We start from the raw sequence: 17,158 nt of genomic DNA on the forward strand, positions 1-17,158 counted from the left end.
AAAAATTAATGCATTCCATAGTTCACCCCAGTTCATAAATAAATTATTTTTAATTTGAAGAATTTAATAATTCTTTCTATGCTAAAAAAGAGTTTTTAGTAATTCATGCCAAGGAATGCGAATGAACATTTTAAAAACACAAGTTTTGAAAGGCCCTAATTATTGGTCAAACTATAGAAAAGAGCTTGTTGTTATAACCCTGGATTTAGGAAAATATGAAGAGCTACCCACGAATCTCTTAGTTGGGTTTAAAGAACGATTGATAGACAATCTACCAAGCCTATACAGTCATCGTTGTTCATTAGGGATTGAAGGTGGATTTTTAAAAAGGATAGAGCAAGGTACCTGGTTAGGTCATGTGATTGAACATGTGGCTTTAGAGTTGCAATGCCTGGCAGGTATGGATTGTGGATATGGCCGGACTTATGGAACTCACGACTATGGCATTTATGAAGTCATATTCGCTTTCCAAATTGAAGAAGCAGGTTTACATGCAGGAAAAGTTGCAGTGGATTTTATTCATGCCCTCGCAGAAGGAAAGCCCTACTCTTTAGGTAAAGAAATCAATTTTTTAAAAGAGATTTATAGAAAAAAAGGACTGGGGCCAAGTACTCAATCACTTGTTGATGAAGCAAAAAAAAGAAAAATTCCTTGGAAACGTCACGGTAATACTTCTCTCATTACATTCGGATATGGAAGAAATCAAAAAAAAATTTGGGCTTCGATATCTTCAAAAACAAGTTCAATCGGCGTGGATATCGCTTGCGATAAACAGTTGACGAAACAAATTCTGAGTTCACATTTTATACCGACACCTTACGGATTGATTATCAAGGATAAAGAAGGCCTCCATGAAGCGATCAAACAACTGGGATACCCTTTGGCAATAAAGCCTTACAATGGAAATCATGGAAAAGGGGTGACTACAAATATTACTGATTTAGAAAAAGCAAATTTTGGATATGATTTTGCTAAAAAATTCTCTGATGAATTAATTGTAGAACGCTTCGTGAAAGGAAATGATTATCGATTTTTAGTGGTTAATTATAAAGTGGTTGCCGTAGCCGAACGTACTCCTGCGAGAATTATTGGAGACGGAAAACTTTCCATTAACCAGTTAATTCAGCTGGCGAATGAAGACCCAAACCGAGGGGAATCCCACGAAAATTTACTTACAAAAATTAAACTCGATGAATCCTCATTTTCTATTTTACAAAAAAATAATCTCACATTAGAAAGTATTTTACCCAAGGATAAAATTTTAATTTTAAAAGAAACTGCTAACCTAAGTTCTGGGGGAACAGCACGGGATGTAACCGATACAGTGCATCCCTTTAACCTGTTTCTTGCAGAACGGGTCGCACGACTAGTCAATTTGGATATTTGTGGCATTGATGTCATTTCAAACGATATCAGCTGTCCTCTGGATGAAAATAACGGAGCCATTATTGAGGTCAACGCAGGACCAGGACTAAGGATGCACTTATCACCTTATGAAGGTACGCCACGGAACGTAGCAGAACCAATTCTGAATATGCTTTATCCCCCTAATCTGCCTTCTAGAATCCCAATTGTTGCTGTGACGGGAACTAATGGAAAAACTTCTGTAGTTCGATTGATAGCTCATCTTGCCCGTTGTGCAAATCATCACACGGGCTACACGACTACAGAAGGGATATATATCAATAATCGCTTAATTTTTAAAGGAGATTGCAGCGGCCCTGCCAGCGCGCAAGTTGTTTTGTATGATCCCGAAGTTGATTATGCGGTACTCGAGTGTGCTCGGGGAGGAATCTTGCGTTCAGGTCTCGGTTTTGATGAATGCGACATTAGTGTGATCACGAACATTACAGAAGACCATCTGGGTTTAAATGGCATTCATTCTCTTGAAGATCTGGCTGAAGTAAAAGCGGTTGTTGCACGCAGCACGAAAGAAACAGGCTATGCCATTTTAAATGCAGATGATGATTTAACTTATCATTTGAAAAAGGATTTAATCTGCCACATCGCTTTATTTGCTATGTCTGCAAGTTCCCGTATTCAGTCACACTGTAACTTAGGGGGATTGGCTGCTTATCTTGATGAAGGAAACATTGTGGTCCAAAAGGGGCTTGAACGCATTGTTCTGGCAGATATACGTTCCATTCCCCTCAGTTTTCAAGGTACAGCAACAAGTATGATTGCGAATATCCTTGCGGCAACACTGGCAGGCTTTATCAGCAATTTTTCTCAAGAGAAAATAGTCCAAGCACTGCAAATCTTCTATCCTACTGTTGAAAATCTTCCAGGTAGAATGAATCTTTTCAAATTCCCCAATTTCCAGGTCATGATCGATTACGCACATAATCCAGGTGCATTTTGTGAATTAAAAAATTATCTTAATTCAATTGATAGTGTAAAAAAAATTGGAATTATAGGCGCTGCTGGTGACCGACGAGATGAGGACATTGAAAATTTAGCCTACCATGCTGCTTCAATGTTTGATGAAATTGTTATTCGTCATGACAAAGATGGAAGAGGACGAACTCCTCATGAAATGAATCGTCTCTTGGTTGCAGGGATCCAAAAATCAAATTTTAATCCCATTTTAAATATCATTTCAGATGAAATTGAGGCAATGGAACATGTTATGAAAGTAGCAGAACCGAATACTTTTATTTTTTGCGCTGTTGAAAATGTATTTGAGGCTACCAACTTCCTTAGGAGAAAAGAAAAAGAAATTATGGTAGTTAAAGAGGTGTATGATGGCACCTAAAGCTAAATTATTAATTATTGGCGGCGCTGAAGATAAAGGTCCTAATGAGCCTTTGTCTCCATTGGATTTAACCGAGCAAAAAAAAGAATTCACTCGTTATGAAATCCTCAGTGAGTTATTGCCACCATCAAATAAGAAAATAGAAATCATTACCACAGGTTCTGAAATACAAGATGAGGTGAAAAAGGAATATCAAAAAGTATTTCATGATATGGGATATACCAATATAGGTTTTATCCCTATTAAAAATAGAATTGAAGCACGAAATGATGACTATTTGAAAAGAGCAGAGGATGCAGGTGCCATATTTTTTACAGGGGGAGATCAATTTCGTTTATCCACCATATTGGGTGGCACTCCGATTATTGAAATTATTAAAAATAGATATATGAAGGATAATAATTTTATTGTTGCTGGAACCAGTGCAGGAGCCATGGTCATGGGAACAGTCATGATAACAGGAGGAGGGTTATCTGAAGCATTAAGATACAGGAATTTATTAACTACTTCCGGCTTAGGAATTTTACAATCTTGTATCATCGATACTCATTTCATTAAAAGAGGACGATTTAGTAGGCTTGCCCATGCAATTATTATGAACCCAGAGCAATTAGGTATTGGTTTAGGAGAGGATACTGCCCTGGTAATCCAAAATGGGACCAATGCAGAGTGTTATGGTTCTGGTATGGTGGTGATTATCGATGGGAGAAACATTGATCAAACGAATATTACTGAGGTAGAAGAAGGAGAAGCAGTTTTTGTAGAAAATTTAATTGTTCATCTTTTAGTAAAGGGTTGTCGATTTTCCATTGCCAATCGTTCTCTGGCAAATCCGGCAATACCCAAACAGTTTAAGTAATGGAAGAATTTAATGAACAAAATTGCAATAGCGGTACATGGTGGTGCGAGTGAAGATTATCCTTTTTTACAAGAACATCATCAAGAATTTGAGAAAGGACTGGCAAAAGCAATTGAAATGGGGTATTCAATCCTTGAAAAAGGTGGCTCCGCATTAGACGCAGTAGAAGAGTCAGTAAAAATTTTAGAAGATAATCCTTTGTTTAATGCCGGAAGAGGCTCTGCCTTAAACTGTCGGGGTGAGGTTGAAATGGATGCCTCCATTATGAATGGAGAGAATTTAGATGCTGGCGGCGTTTCAATGGTGCGTACCGTTAAGAACCCTATTAGCCTTGCTCGTTTAATTATGGAGAAAACCAATCATGTTTTTCTTTCAGGTTATGGCGCTTTAGAAATAGCAAATAAATATGGTATGGACAGGGAGCCGGAATCTTTTTTCATTACCTCGCATCAACATGAAGAATATTTAAGACTGAATAAAATAGAAACATTGGAAGACATACAAAATAAAAAAATGAGAGGGACTGTAGGTGCGGTAGCTTTAGATTTAAAAGGGAATCTTGCAGCAGGGACATCAACAGGTGGAACCAGTAACTGCCTTCCAGGCCGGATTGGTGATAGTTGTATCATCGGTGCGGGTTGCTATGCCAACAATAACACATGCGCTGTTTCTGGAACGGGTGAAGGTGAATATTTAATTCGAGGTGTTATTGGACATACCATATCTATGATGGTTGAATTTAATAGGCCAATACAGGAAGCATGTGATTATGTAATCCATGAGCGCAATAAGTCCCTACGAGGAGAAATGGGTGTTATTGCACTAAATAAGAATGGGGAATTTGGTATTTCATTTAACACTGAAATCATGAAAAGAGCCTGGAAAAGCTCATCACAAGACATGCAAATTAAACTTTTCGATTAAAGAAAAAAACCCGGGTAAAAATCCGGGTTTCATATCATTTTTTTAAAAGATTTTTTATACAGGGGGTGGTCCACGGCGTGCAACCAGACCCATAACGAGAAATATAACAAAAATAACAAGAAATATAAAAAATAGAATTTTCGCAATTCCTGCAGCAGCTACTGCAATACCGCCAAAACCAAAAGCAGCGGCAATGATTGCAATAATGAAAAATATTAAGGCCCAGCCTAGCATGATAACCTCCTTGCATTTTTATTTTAATTAAAACATCCACTTACAAATAGTATAGTCTATATTTGCATTTATAAAAGAATAGAGAAAACCTTGAAATTGTTCTGGAAAACCGCATAAGCAATCGAGCGGGTCAGTTTGTGGTTAAACCACACTCAATTGCTCGTCGAATTCAGTAAAAAGGGTCAATGAGCATTTTGATGATAAGTTGGGTAACCTGCACCAGTTTTTCATGGTCCGATTAGGCCAGCAGGTTTTCTTAACTAATGAATGCAATAATAAGTAAACTGACCGCAACACATCCGATTAAAGCGAGGCTTGAATTACCTCCGGGCAGTAGATGATTGTCTGCGGCGACTAAACTGACCTTACGCCCTCTCCAAGCCATAATGGAAGGAAGGAGTAATAATAAAATAACGCAGCAAATACCCGCATAACTTAAAGCATGTAAATAGATTCCCGGATTTAACAAAACTACAGCAAGTGGCGGAAGAAACGTTAGGGCCAACGTATATTTCCCTTGATACCCGGATTTTTCCAGTTTTAATCCATCTGCAAGAAAATCAAATAACCCAAGGGAAACCCCTAAAAAGGCAGTCAGCATGCATATGGAGGTAAAAAAGCCAAAGAAACCGCTAATCCATTGATTTTGTACTGATTGGCTTAAGGCTTCCGTTAATCCGCTGGTGGCATGATCGGAATTCATAAGTGCAAGTAAACCGTTTTCTCCTTCCCGAGAAACCACCCCCATGATGACTGCATCCCAAACAATATAACAAATCAGTGGGATAAGTGAGCCTAAGAGAATGACGCGTTTGAGACTACGGATGTCGTCGCCAAAATAGTCACGTAAACTGGGTATGATGGATGCATAACCGAAAGAAGTAATTAAAATCATTAAAGTGCCAGTAAATGCTCTGGCTGATCCACCTGTTAACCCTAGAGGGGAAGCATGCGGACTGATAATAGCAATTAATAAAATATAAATACCTAATTTACCAAACATCAACCCTCGATTGACATAATCTACAGAACGTATTCCTTTATAAACAATCAAACCAAATAAAAATGTAAACAGGATTGCAGTGACACTTGGTGGTAAATCAATATGCAACTTATGTAATAGGCTATTTAGTACATCACTTCCTCCTGAGATATAAGCTGAAAGAAGGGTATAAAGTAAAAAAAGATAAGTAATCCAGGCAATAATTTGACCAGGTAAACCTAAGGTGGATTTAGCCATGGAAATCATATTACTTCCTGCAGGCAGGCGTAGATTAACTTCCAACATTAATAAGGCGCCTGCAGTCATAACCAACCAACAAAATAATAAGAAGAAAATTGAATTTCCAAATCCTACTTCTGCTGTGGAGACTGGCAATGCAAGCATGCCTCCTCCAATAGAGGTCCCTACTATAAGTAATATTCCGCCTATTAGTTTTGAATTGATCATGAAAATATTAATCCAAAATTGTATAAAATTAATCCAATATGATACTTCGTTATCCACTTCAAGTCAATTTATGACAGAGGGCTTGGGGACATGTACTATCCCTAGGGATTATACTAATTTGTAAATTTCATAAGTTAATAACCCAACAGAAATGGCAACAACCGCGCCTTGAGTCCATTTACCTCCAGGAACTAAAAAAGCAGAATGATAATTCTTTCTACCAAAATAACACATAAGTGCGGGCAAAAGTAGTAGCAGGATAATACAAAAAATACCTGCATATCCTAAGGCATGGATGTATGCACCAGGATAATAAATGACTATCAGCAGCGGAGGTGCAAATGTAAGCAAAAACAATCCAATTCCATGGCTTCCTCGTTCACGCATTTTTAATCCGTCTGCTAGAAAACTATACAAACATAATGACACCCCCAGAAAAGCAGTGAGCATGCAAATTGAAGTGAAAAAATTAAATAGGGCGCTAATGATTGAATTTTGCACTTTAGCAGAGAGTAAGCCTGCCAATGCGCTTGTGGTATGTGGATTTTGCATTAAACTTTCAAGATTCTGACTGCCTTCAGAAGGGAGGGCGCCCATGATTACCAGATCCCAGGCCAAATAACAAATGAGGGGAATCAGGGACCCAATAAAAATAACCTTTTTTAACTGTTTGATGTCATCGTCAAAATAATCCCGTAGGTTGGGGACAATAATGGCGAAACCAAAAGAAGTAATTAAGATCATAATGGCGCCACTAATATATTTCACATCGCCATGGCGCAAATGCTGGATTTCAATATGCGGAGCAATGAGTACTACTAATAAGACGTAAACCGCTAATTTGCCGAACATTAATCCGCGATTCACATAATCAACATAGCGGATTCCCCCATAAACCACCAATCCAAAAATGAGTGTAAATAAAAAGCTGGCTTGCCAATCAGCGAGATGGAATCCAATTTTTAAAAGCAGACTGTTTAATACATCTGCCCCTCCGGAAATGTATGCCGACAAGAGGGTATAAAGTAAAAAAAGATAACTCACCCAGGCAGCAAGCAGACCTAAATTACCTAAAGTCGCTTGGGCCATAGAAACCATGTGTTTTCCTCTGGGTAAATAAAGGTTGGCTTCGAGAATAAAAAAAGCCCCTAAAGTCATGATGACCCAGCACAGGAAAAGAAAGATGGAAGATTGCCAAAACCCGGTAGCGGCATTGGCAACAGGTAAAGCGAGCATTCCCCCGCCTATAGAAGTGCCTACAATTAAAAGAATTCCACCGATAAATCTAGAACGCATTACTCGCCTACTTCATTGAATATACTACCGGTGATGGTACTGGAGCTGGACAGGTTGCACAAGTCTTAATACCATAATTATTGAACCATTGTATTTCAATGCGTCTATTAAATGCACTACCATGAATTAGTTTATTATCACCAACGTCATTTTTGTCGCCATACCCTTCAGCTTTAAGAAGTTGTGCTGGTACATTGTTGGCCCATAGGAAGGTTAGCATGGTTTCCGCTTGGGCTTGGGATAGTAATTTTTTGTGACGGCGTGTTCCCACATTATCTGTAAATCCCGCCACATAAACAGGGCTGTTCGGGTAAAATTTTAACAATCTGACGATGTTTTCTAATCCCGGATAACAGACTTCGTTCAGACGAGGACTTTCGAACATGAAATATTTATCTACCGGTACGATCAAAGTTATCGTATCGCCATATTGCACATATTCAATATTTTCTTTGTTCAATTCTTTAATAATGCTGCGTCTGCTCGCTTTGTAAAAGCCAACCATAGCGCCAGCAGTACCTCCCACAACAGTACCTGCCAAAGCACCAGCAACATGTCCGGTTGCTGCAGCGCCCACAGCAGTACCTACGACGGCTCCGGTTACCACTCTTCTTGGCATTGGGTGCACTGGTTTGAAATTATTATAAGGCGGATGAAAGCAACTACTTAGTAAACATGTAATTAAACTGCAGCAAAGAATTCGTGTCTTAACTAATTTGAGTGACATGTTCACTCCCTTGTCCTGTGATTTTATCATTATTAAACATCTAGTTAAATTTCGCAATGACGTCATGGGGATTATCAGACTCAGGAGAGCAACAGGAGATGTTCCCAGTGCTCTTCTGGTGAGTAAAGAAAATGAGACGAGCATCTTGAATTTAGATGCAGCAAAATACCTCTTCTTCCACTTCGCCTGGTTTTTCTTCTTTTTGCTGTTGACGTGCGGGCGTGAAGAATGAGATCAAACTCAATTCATTAGTATATTCCGCTTCATGACGACCAAAAGTTTTAAACTCTGAGAAGCAAGATAAAGCTTTATAAGCAGCAGCGATCATAGCACCAACTATGGTTATTCCTACCGCAACACCTAATACGGGTTGAACAATAAGAACAGGCAAGGCAATTCCAAAAATTCCTGCATAAAGTGAAAACGCTGTAGCAGCATAGAACAAAAGTTCGCAAGCTTTTGCAAGGTTATGAAATAAAACCCCTATTTTTCTTGATTCACATGAACTACTGATTTGATCGATACATTCTTTTGAATTTAAAGGTTTATTTTTAACTTGTTTTAAATGATTAATAAAAAATTCGTAGCTTGTGGCAATTTGATCTGCTTTTTTAGCCGAAACAACTTTTGTATAGGATAGGTTGTAATAATCTTTTACAGCTTTTATTTGCTGATTTATTTTAAATCCGGGATTTTGATCAGCAAACAGTTTATCTAACTCTTGATCGCATTCGTGTAAGCGTGCTTCTAAAATTCTGTGATTAAAAGGCATGATTCGTCTCTTATTTTTATTATTTGCAGGAAAACCATGGAGTTTAAAACCAGTCCAAAGGATTGAATGGTTTATTCGTCTTATATCATAATTAACAGGAAATCGACATTAAAATTTCCTTATTAGATTTTTAAATCAATATGATAACTTATTCTTCTCCCTGAAATCGGCATAAATTCTGATAATCGCATTGTTGACAAATAGAGGCCTGAGCAGGATTGGGTATACAAACTCCTTCTTGGAATTCTGTAGCTAACTCATTCAACTTCATTTGCCAACTCGTGATACATCCATCCCATGTTTCTTCTTTTTTTATTGGGGATATCCCGTTTATATTGTATTTTTCTTCGCTTATTCCCATACAGCTAATTTTCCCTGATTTCAATTGCAGGAGCAAAAGGGTATTAATTTGATCATCCAAAAGTGCGTATAGCAATAATTGAGATTCTTTCGGACGTTCCTCATTCCATGGTTTGCTTGCAGGTAGTGTACTTTTATAATCTATCACCCATTTTTTGTCTTCGACCTGGTCCAAACGATCAATACGTACTTTAAAATTCATCCCTGCCAACTGAAGTTCATAGTCTTGTTCCAGGGCAAGCACTTTAAAAGGAGGGCGCTGTTTTTCCCATTCAAGACAGTGTTGCACCAATCTTTTTAAGCGTAAGTACTCCACTTCCTGGAGGGAATCTGTCAAAGCATCGTTTTTTTCTTTATTTAACCATTGCAAAGTGGCATATATGGCATGATTGATGTGTTCTTCCAAAATATCAGGTGCAAGATGAAGTAAATTATTTTGATTCTCTAATCTTTTCCATAACAACTCCATAACCTGGTGAAGTATCCGTCCACGTTCTTTATTATCAATACCATCTTTGGTGGTTAACGAAGTTTTAGCTCGAAGTCGATGTTCTGCAAATGCTTTAAAAGGGCATTTGGCTTGATTCGAAAGAATTGCTGTGCCACCAGGTATCTGCTCATAGGGTAAAACAGGAATTTCAAAAATTTCCTCATCCAGGGATAATGCAGATGATTTTTTTACTTCATGAGGAATTTGGTATGGTTGGAAGTCAGGAAAATCCATGATTAAGGAACAAGGTAAATTCGGGGTATCTGCCTGCAGTAGAGGATAACTGAATACAACATGTTGGGCACTTCTTTGTAAGCGATGTAGCATCAATTTGGCGAATTGTAATTCACGCTCAGGCAAACTGTGGGGCATGCCCAGTTCCCGTTGCAGGTGCGGTGGAATAAAGGCAGATAAATGTACTTTCTGCGGCAGACATTGATCGGTTAATCCCATGACCCATAAATTATCGAATTCACATCCTGAGGCCTCCAACAATCCAGAAATTTGTATTGGGGCGTTCGTTTTCTGAGCCTGGAAAATGGTATTTTCTGTGAGAAATTTTACTGCTTCAAGCGCCTCTAACTTCGTAAAACGTGCACCAAGCAGCGCAAATTGCCGAAGTTCATCAAATATTGCTATAAAACGATTCAGGCACTGATAATTCCCTGAACTCAGTGTGTAATCTCCAGGAAACCCTAATATGGCTAAACGATGTTGAAAAAAAAGAATCCATTCCTGTATGGAGGCTTCTTGAGGATAGGGATTTAATTGAGACAATAAACTCGCTAGTTTTGGTGAATGGGCATGCAAATCTTCTCTCAATGCTTTAAAAGATATCCAATGATTTTCCAGGAGATTTCCTTCTTGTAAATAGTCGGAGCGCGCTAAGAACTCCTCTTTAGACCCGCTGATATAGGGAGATTGCAAAAGCAAACCCACTTCATGTGGCGTGAGGTAGGAGTCATCGATATTTAACCAGCATAAGGCGTGAGACACCATAGGAAATTGACTTAAAGGTTGCCCCAGAGAGATATTATAGATTGATGGATCAAAATGTTGGGCCAAAATTCTTTTTAAAGGATGATATTCTTCCTCTAAGTTAGGAACTACCACACCGATTCGTTGTTTCCCCTCCTCTATTTTTGTTTGCAACCAGGCAATGAGATGTTGATACTCTTCCAGGTTATCTTGGGCTGCAAAGACCAGTGTTTGCGAGAGTTTTTCCCCTAAATCATATCTATATTGTGTGAATCCCTTATGGGATAAATATTCCTGTAACCGGACCTGTTGCGGCGTAAAATCATCAAAGCAGACCCAAACGATATTTTGATGAAACAAGCAACTGTAGTTCTTAATTAAATAAGGTATTAATTGAAATTCGTGAATTAAATGTTTTTGTTGTAGCTGTTCATCGAATAATTGCCACCATTTTTGAAAATGTCGCGTTTGTTCCGTGTAATGAAAACAGGGGTCATCACTGTTTAACTGCCATAATTGACATCGTTCCCAGGCACTTAGAACTGCTTCGAGCAGTCCCTCACTGTAAGTGATGTATGTCTCAGCCTGAATTATTTTACGCCATAAATATTTGCATTGAGTGTTATTTATTAAGATAGGATGATTTTGTTCTGGATTAGTAAAATGGAGCTGCTCATAGGCCTTAACCAATGCGACTCGATAGGGCATGCATTTGGGTTTTTCTAAAGTTGGTTTGTTGCATTTGGTAACGTATTGTTCAATTATGGCATCACTGAGCCGGTTATTGGGCGTAAGAACAGTAGTTTTTTGGGCTAGAAGAAAAAAAAGGTGTTCTTTATCGGAGAAAGTAAGCATCAGAAGAAGATCCCAATAGGAAATACCTTAAGATAAGGCATGTTTCATTTATTTTTATAGTGACATTCTACGTTTAGAACCCAAAGAAAAGAATAGTTTTTATTTTGAGACGTTAGATTTTTCGACTGAAAATTTGTATTTTATTTGCGAGAAAGTTCATGATCTTGTGGTTGAGACCTGGGGTAAAGACATTTAAGAGCAAAGAATTGATTAAGATTTTTTGCGCTGCAGAGTACGTGTTCTCGATACAGTTTTTGTTTTTCTTTTTTCTTCCTTTGTTGGACTTGCTACATTAATATATCGGGGAAGACGATGGCTTTTCCGTTGGTCGGTATGTAACACATGATAGACAAATTGACCGCGTAGATAAATAGAAGCCAGGCCTGAAGCAATAGCCAGTAAAAATCCGAAAAGTATATAACTATAGCCTAAAACAAGGAGATAGGCGGAAATAAAATCATGAGCATTCGCTATGGCCATTGATGGATTTTCAGAGGTATACATAAAGAAAAGTAGCCCTAAATCAAAAAATGGTAGCGAGAGAAGGACCATGATAAAGCCTAGGAAAAATGTTTTAAGTTTATATGGACGGGGGCAATGAACAATATTTTTACCAAAAATTGCGCCTGTAATCGAAGCCACCACCATACCTAAAATAATTGCCTCAAATAAAGGCACAAGCTCTTTAATGCCAATTATGGTAAGAAAACCGTTGATCAGTATTGTTCCAACAACCGAGAGTAACCCATAAAAGACTGTCGCCAACAAACGTGGATTGGGAAATTCAAGTGCAAGATCTTGTTTATTTGTTTTATGATACATTTAAGCACTCCATAGCCTCATATATATATATTAATATTTTAGTATAAATATTATTCTCGCGTCGTATTTTCTTGATTTATTTCTCATTCACTTGTTCCTGCTTCAAAATGATGGGTTTCCTTTATTTTATGGGGTGTATGAACCTGATAATTTGTATATACTAAGAGAAATAATTATTGCTTTTGAATATGAAAAAATTTGGTCATTTTATTTTAAAATTGTTTGGTTGGAAGGTCGTGGGCGAATTACCGCCAGATAAAAAATATATGGTGGTCGTAGCGCCTCATACCAGTAATTGGGATTTTGCTGTTGGTTTATTCGCTCGTTTTTCAGTCGGTGTAAAAATTAATTTTCTAGCAAAAAACCAACTGTTTTTTTTCCCTTTAGGTCTATTATTAAGGATATTAGGCGGTGCGCCTGTGAATCGTTCGAAAAAGAATAATACGGTTGAACAAGTAGTAGAAATATTTCGTTCTCGGGACGAATTTAAACTTGCGATTACCCCTGAAGGAACCCGGGGTCCCGTCACGCGTTGGAAAGAAGGGTTTTATCATATCGCATGTCAGGCAAAATTACCCATTGTTATGGTTGCCCCAGATTATTCCACTAAGGAACTCAGAATACACGAGAAGTTTCAACCCTCAGGGGATATTGATACTGACTTTCCAAAAATCCTTGATTTTTTTAGAACGATTAAGGGTCGTTATCCCAAAGAAATTCCCGTTTATTTCCCGAAAAAAATAAAGAGTAAACTGGAACTGGAGGCCCTCCCGGAAGAGTAGCAAAACTTATGGATTCTTGCTTACCAAGACAATAACACGTCTAACATTCTATTCCCATTTTTGGGGGATTCATTAATTTCCCTTTGAATCATCCCTGATTGAGTCATTATTTTGAGGCAGTCAATTTTAGATTAATTATTCTTGTAAATGTTTTACCATTTTGAACATTTTGAATGACTCACCATTGCCTAATAAAAAACTCTCCGGTGCAATAAGTTGATAGCCACAATTTCGATACAACTTGACACCGGTTAATGTGGCCATCATTTCCAGCTTTGAAAAGCCATAAGCTTTAGCTTGTTTCTCACAATAGGTTAAAAGTTTTTTTCCCAATCCTTGTCGAGCATAACTTGGATGTACAAAAAAAGCTCTGATCTTGGCAAAATCCAATTTGGGGTTTAAAAAACCGTTTTCACGAACGCTACATTGATCCCCTCCAAATAATGTTTTTCGACGACTCCATCCGCCGCATGCTATGAAGGTTCCTTCTTGTTCCATCACATAGTACGTTTTATCCTGAACAAGTTCTCTATCTACACCAAATATGTACTGAATTGCGCCTTCAATTTCATGAGGGGAATAGTCTATTTTACCTAACTCACGTGCTGATAAGTCGATCAGTTCATTCAAGGTATTTATTTCATCAATTTGAGCCACTCTTATCATTATAGATTCCTTTTAAGTCATATTAATAAATTATGAATGTAACACGAAATAAAAATAAATAAATTTTTAATTTGCTGATGTTTTATTTCATTTTATAATGGAAAATTTATGATTATTGGTAATATATGAAAAAAATTGATGTACAGAAATCCTCGGAAAGTGATAATGACTCGGTGTATTTAGATAAAATTGATCGAAAAATTTTAAATTTATTGCAACAAGACAATCAAATAACTAATCTGGCTCTTGCTGAAAAAATTGGAATTTCTCCGCCTCCCTGTTTTCGTAGAGTAAAACGCTTGCGTGATGAGGGTATTATTGTTAAGGATGTTTCCCTGGTCGATCCTTTTAAAGCGGGGCGAGGTCTTATTGTTTTTGCAAATATTACTCTAGAAAAGCAGCGAGAGGATTTATTAACGCATTTTGAGCGCAAAATGGCGGAGCAAGAAGAAGTGAAACAATGCTATTTTGTCTCTGGAGAAACAGATTATTTGTTAATTATTCATGTAACCGATATACATCATTACAATGAATTTGCGCGAAGAGTATTTGCTAATGAAGCAAATATTAAAGTATTCCGAAGCAGCTTTTGTCTTAATCGTACTAAATACAACACGAATATTCACTTCCCTGAGGAATAAGTGATATAAATTTTGAAACCCGGGTTTTGCTGCGCTTAACCCAGGCTATATCCTGATAAAATTATTTTTTTAAAACCGACTTCCCAGCATATGGCAATGATGCCAATTCCTGAATGCGCAATAACTGGTTGTACTTTGCAACACGATCAGTACGGCATAGGGACCCCGTCTTAATTTGGCCACATCCGGTCGCCACTGCAAGATCGGCAATAAAGGTATCTTCTGTTTCACCAGAGCGATGAGACATGACGCAACGATATCCATGCTGCTGGGCAAGACGGATGGTTTGCCATGTTTCGCTTAAGGTCCCTATCTGATTGACCTTAATTAAAATCGCATTCCCAATCTTTTGAGTGATGCCTTCTTGTAAAATTTTTGGATTGGTTACAAAAACATCATCACCTACTAATTGAATTTTATCGCCTAATTGTGACGTTAGATGTTTCCACCCACTCCAATCTTTTTCATCCAGACCATCTTCAATACTTAATATAGGATAATTCACTACCAGGTTTTCATAATACTCAATGAGTTGCAATGAACTGAATTTTTGATTCTCTGAGGCCATATGATACATTCCGTCATGGTACAGCTCGGAAGCAGCAACATCTAATGCCAACATGATCTCATCACCTAACCGATAACCTGTTTTTTCAATTGCTTCACAAAGTAGATCCAGTGCTTGCCGGTTGGATTTTATATTAGGTGCAAATCCTCCTTCATCTCCTACTGCAGTATTTAAACCTTGTTTCTTTAAAACAGATTTTAATCCGTGGAATATTTCAGTCCCCATTTGCAAAGCAGTAGGAAAATCAGAGGCTCCTGTAGGCATGATCATGAATTCTTGGATATCCACATTATTATCGGCATGAGCTCCCCCATTTAAAATATTCATCATAGGAACTGGCATGCACATTTTTTCACCCTGATTTAATGAAGCATACAAGGGTAATTTATGCTCATTTGCTCGAGCTCTAGCTGCTGCAAGAGAAACTGCGAGAATTGCATTAGCTCCGAGATGAGATTTATTTTCCGTCCCGTCCAATTGGCATAATTTAAGATCTAATGCGGTCTGATCTTCAACAGAAAAAAGATGTAATGCCTGATTTATCTCGTTATTCACATGGGTAACAGCTTGCTGGACTCCTTTTCCAAGATAACGTGTCACCTGACCATCGCGTAGTTCACAGGCCTCCCGACTTCCTGTGGATGCTCCTGAAGGTACACTGGCTCTTCCTTGGACACCATTTTTTAAAATAACATCTGCCTCCACCGTAGGATTGCCCCGAGAGTCTAGAATTTCACGCGCTTGAATTTTTGTAATTTGCATGTTGAGTCCTGATTGCGATTAAATTTCATTCTGAAAAGCAGGGAGACAATCCCTGCTTTGTCAAAAGAAGTATTGTTTTGATATGCACAGGATTTGTCAAGAGATTGATTTTTTTCCTGCTGCCACTTCTTCAAGAAATGCATATTCCTTTGCGGTCTCCTGGGATTGACAGAAGCCAAAAAGGCAGCTAATCGCCCATTTAATTTTTTGAAACAAGGATTCATCTTGATTTTCAATATTTTTTATATGAAGGGTAGTTTGAATTTTATTTAAAATATCACGTCCCGGAATTTTGCCGATTTGCTCTAGGTAGCTTTTTATTTCATAAATACCATGCGGAATGGAAACTTTTTTATCACCTGCGATTAATTTGTAATTTGAGCCAAAATATCCGAGCGCCCAAGGATAAGAATTCTTTTTCAATGCCCTATCTATTTTTTTATCAAGATAAAAGTTTATTTTGATTAACAGATCATGGATTACTTCATTTTCTTTTCCTTCAATAAAACGTTGAAGACCCACTTCGGAAACTTGCAATTTGAGCGCAGTAAAAACCTTAGTTAGTTCAGTTGTATATTCTTGTGTTGCTAAAAGGGAGGCGAATTCTTTAATGATTTCAGGGTCATTATCGGTTATTTCTACGAGTTGATGATTAGGGATTTTTATTATTAGTTTGGGTGTTTGAAGAATAAGTAAAACAGAAGACTTATTCTTCAGGACTTCCTGAAATAATTGGGTTGAATCCAAAGAATATAAATATTGTAACGATTTCGCCCGCTCAATTTGCAATTGGATATTTTCAATATATTTCTTCTGTCGCTCATTTTCACTGATAATGCGTGACTTGAGGTATTCACCATCTTCCCCGTAATAGCTTACATCCTTGATTCTATTTTGATTTGTTATGATTTGCTCTTCGACTTGTTCGATTGTTTTTTCTAATAAAGTACAAAGAGCTCCATAATCCTGGTTTAATTTTTCTATTCTTGTTTTAACATGGGCTCTAAAAAATCCACAGTCCAAAGTGAAACTGTTGTGCTGTCTTTTTAATTCCTCTAAGCTATATTTTGGTGGTGTGGCGATTGAATGGGGAGCAGAATTTTCACTTTTAAAATACATATTGACTCTCGATCCATCCGCAGGTAACAGTATAATATCAAAATGTTTATAATGAATACATAAAATGAATTCATTTAATATTGGTCAAGAGATACGTA

General features: G+C 37.6%; 15 protein-coding genes. 5 read left to right on the forward strand and 10 right to left on the reverse strand.

The genetic code is table 11. The annotated features are described in order from the left end of the window. Positions 1-121 precede the first annotated feature (121 nt). From cphA to BU07_RS0106560, 3 genes are read left to right on the forward strand one after another with little or no spacing between them, the layout of a single operon-like run. Positions 122-2,755 (forward strand): cyanophycin synthetase, encoded by a 2,634-nt coding sequence (gene cphA / locus BU07_RS0106550; RefSeq protein WP_031564445.1) that lies wholly within the window; start codon positions 122-124, stop codon positions 2,753-2,755. Further along, positions 2,742-3,614 carry a cyanophycinase gene (locus BU07_RS0106555; protein WP_242601843.1) on the forward strand — a complete coding sequence of 291 codons (873 nt, stop codon included), beginning with the start codon at positions 2,742-2,744 and terminating at the stop codon, positions 3,612-3,614. Before cphA ends, BU07_RS0106555 begins: the two co-directional genes overlap by 14 nt. Positions 3,615-3,626: 12 nt before the next feature. Further along, positions 3,627-4,538, forward strand: coding sequence for an isoaspartyl peptidase/L-asparaginase family protein (locus tag BU07_RS0106560; protein ID WP_031564450.1), 912 nt, complete (start codon positions 3,627-3,629; stop codon positions 4,536-4,538). A gap of 54 nt (positions 4,539-4,592) precedes the next feature. Here the strand turns inward: BU07_RS0106560 and BU07_RS0106565 are convergent, their stop codons facing one another. From BU07_RS0106565 to BU07_RS0106595, 7 genes are all read right to left on the reverse strand, one after another. Next, a complete protein-coding gene (locus BU07_RS0106565) occupies positions 4,593-4,772 on the reverse strand; it encodes a DUF1328 family protein (protein ID WP_031564452.1) in 180 nt (59 codons plus the stop codon). Between the two features lie 256 nt (positions 4,773-5,028). Further along, complete coding sequence (locus BU07_RS0106570) at positions 5,029-6,222, reverse strand: amino acid permease (RefSeq protein ID WP_031564454.1); 1,194 nt, start codon at positions 6,220-6,222, stop codon at positions 5,029-5,031. A 108-nt stretch (positions 6,223-6,330) separates the two neighbouring features. Continuing rightward, the gene (locus BU07_RS0106575; RefSeq protein ID WP_031564456.1) at positions 6,331-7,518 is read right to left on the reverse strand and encodes an amino acid permease; all 1,188 of its coding nucleotides are present in this window, start codon (positions 7,516-7,518) and stop codon (positions 6,331-6,333) included. A 7-nt stretch (positions 7,519-7,525) separates the two neighbouring features. Further along, a complete protein-coding gene (gene cmpA, locus BU07_RS0106580; RefSeq protein ID WP_031564458.1) occupies positions 7,526-8,245 on the reverse strand; it encodes a C-OmpA-like family protein CmpA in 720 nt (239 codons plus the stop codon). A 151-nt stretch (positions 8,246-8,396) separates the two neighbouring features. Next, on the reverse strand, positions 8,397-9,017 hold the full coding sequence (locus BU07_RS0106585; protein WP_031564460.1) for a DUF5638 domain-containing protein: 621 nt from the start codon (positions 9,015-9,017) through the stop codon (positions 8,397-8,399). A gap of 148 nt (positions 9,018-9,165) precedes the next feature. Beyond that, positions 9,166-11,700 carry a PD-(D/E)XK nuclease family protein gene (locus BU07_RS0106590; RefSeq protein ID WP_031564462.1) on the reverse strand — a complete coding sequence of 845 codons (2,535 nt, stop codon included), beginning with the start codon at positions 11,698-11,700 and terminating at the stop codon, positions 9,166-9,168. Positions 11,701-11,910: 210 nt separating this feature from the next. Beyond that, complete coding sequence (locus BU07_RS0106595; protein WP_031564464.1) at positions 11,911-12,522, reverse strand: hypothetical protein; 612 nt, start codon at positions 12,520-12,522, stop codon at positions 11,911-11,913. A gap of 188 nt (positions 12,523-12,710) precedes the next feature. On the opposite strand from BU07_RS0106595, the gene BU07_RS0106600 reads away from it, so the two are divergent. Continuing rightward, positions 12,711-13,304 (forward strand): 1-acyl-sn-glycerol-3-phosphate acyltransferase, encoded by a 594-nt coding sequence (locus BU07_RS0106600; protein WP_051635495.1) that lies wholly within the window; start codon positions 12,711-12,713, stop codon positions 13,302-13,304. 135 nt (positions 13,305-13,439) lie between these two features. Here BU07_RS0106600 and BU07_RS0106605 read toward each other — a convergent pair whose 3' ends face one another. Further along, the gene (locus BU07_RS0106605) at positions 13,440-13,970 is read right to left on the reverse strand and encodes a GNAT family N-acetyltransferase (protein ID WP_031564469.1); all 531 of its coding nucleotides are present in this window, start codon (positions 13,968-13,970) and stop codon (positions 13,440-13,442) included. Positions 13,971-14,095: 125 nt separating this feature from the next. Between BU07_RS0106605 and BU07_RS0106610 the strand changes: the two genes are divergently transcribed. Continuing rightward, a complete protein-coding gene (locus tag BU07_RS0106610) occupies positions 14,096-14,611 on the forward strand; it encodes an Lrp/AsnC family transcriptional regulator (RefSeq protein WP_031564471.1) in 516 nt (171 codons plus the stop codon). A gap of 61 nt (positions 14,612-14,672) precedes the next feature. On the opposite strand, the gene eno is transcribed toward BU07_RS0106610, so the two are convergent. Together eno and BU07_RS0106620 are read right to left on the reverse strand one after the other, a co-directional pair. After that, positions 14,673-15,941 (reverse strand): phosphopyruvate hydratase, encoded by a 1,269-nt coding sequence (gene eno / locus BU07_RS0106615; protein WP_031564474.1) that lies wholly within the window; start codon positions 15,939-15,941, stop codon positions 14,673-14,675. A gap of 96 nt (positions 15,942-16,037) precedes the next feature. Continuing rightward, positions 16,038-17,060, reverse strand: coding sequence for a hypothetical protein (locus BU07_RS0106620; RefSeq protein WP_031564476.1), 1,023 nt, complete (start codon positions 17,058-17,060; stop codon positions 16,038-16,040). Positions 17,061-17,158: the final 98 nt, after the last annotated feature.

The sequence above is a fragment of the Legionella wadsworthii DSM 21896 = ATCC 33877 genome, assembly GCF_000701265.1.
GTDB classification, from domain to species: Bacteria; Pseudomonadota; Gammaproteobacteria; order Legionellales; family Legionellaceae; genus Legionella; species Legionella wadsworthii.

Coding starts and splice junctions, on each gene's coding strand:
- cphA (WP_031564445.1), top strand. CDS start 122: ATGAACATTTTAAAAACACAAGTTTTGAAAGGCCCTAATTATTGGTCA.
- BU07_RS0106555 (WP_242601843.1), top strand. CDS start 2,742: ATGATGGCACCTAAAGCTAAATTATTAATTATTGGCGGCGCTGAAGAT.
- BU07_RS0106560 (WP_031564450.1), top strand. CDS start 3,627: ATGAACAAAATTGCAATAGCGGTACATGGTGGTGCGAGTGAAGATTAT.
- BU07_RS0106565 (WP_031564452.1), bottom strand. CDS start 4,772: ATGCTAGGCTGGGCCTTAATATTTTTCATTATTGCAATCATTGCCGCT.
- BU07_RS0106570 (WP_031564454.1), bottom strand. CDS start 6,222: ATGATCAATTCAAAACTAATAGGCGGAATATTACTTATAGTAGGGACC.
- BU07_RS0106575 (WP_031564456.1), bottom strand. CDS start 7,518: ATGCGTTCTAGATTTATCGGTGGAATTCTTTTAATTGTAGGCACTTCT.
- cmpA (WP_031564458.1), bottom strand. CDS start 8,245: ATGTCACTCAAATTAGTTAAGACACGAATTCTTTGCTGCAGTTTAATT.
- BU07_RS0106585 (WP_031564460.1), bottom strand. CDS start 9,017: ATGCCTTTTAATCACAGAATTTTAGAAGCACGCTTACACGAATGCGAT.
- BU07_RS0106590 (WP_031564462.1), bottom strand. CDS start 11,700: ATGCTTACTTTCTCCGATAAAGAACACCTTTTTTTTCTTCTAGCCCAA.
- BU07_RS0106595 (WP_031564464.1), bottom strand. CDS start 12,522: ATGTATCATAAAACAAATAAACAAGATCTTGCACTTGAATTTCCCAAT.
- BU07_RS0106600 (WP_051635495.1), top strand. CDS start 12,711: ATGAAAAAATTTGGTCATTTTATTTTAAAATTGTTTGGTTGGAAGGTC.
- BU07_RS0106605 (WP_031564469.1), bottom strand. CDS start 13,970: ATGATAAGAGTGGCTCAAATTGATGAAATAAATACCTTGAATGAACTG.
- BU07_RS0106610 (WP_031564471.1), top strand. CDS start 14,096: ATGAAAAAAATTGATGTACAGAAATCCTCGGAAAGTGATAATGACTCG.
- eno (WP_031564474.1), bottom strand. CDS start 15,941: ATGCAAATTACAAAAATTCAAGCGCGTGAAATTCTAGACTCTCGGGGC.
- BU07_RS0106620 (WP_031564476.1), bottom strand. CDS start 17,060: ATGTATTTTAAAAGTGAAAATTCTGCTCCCCATTCAATCGCCACACCA.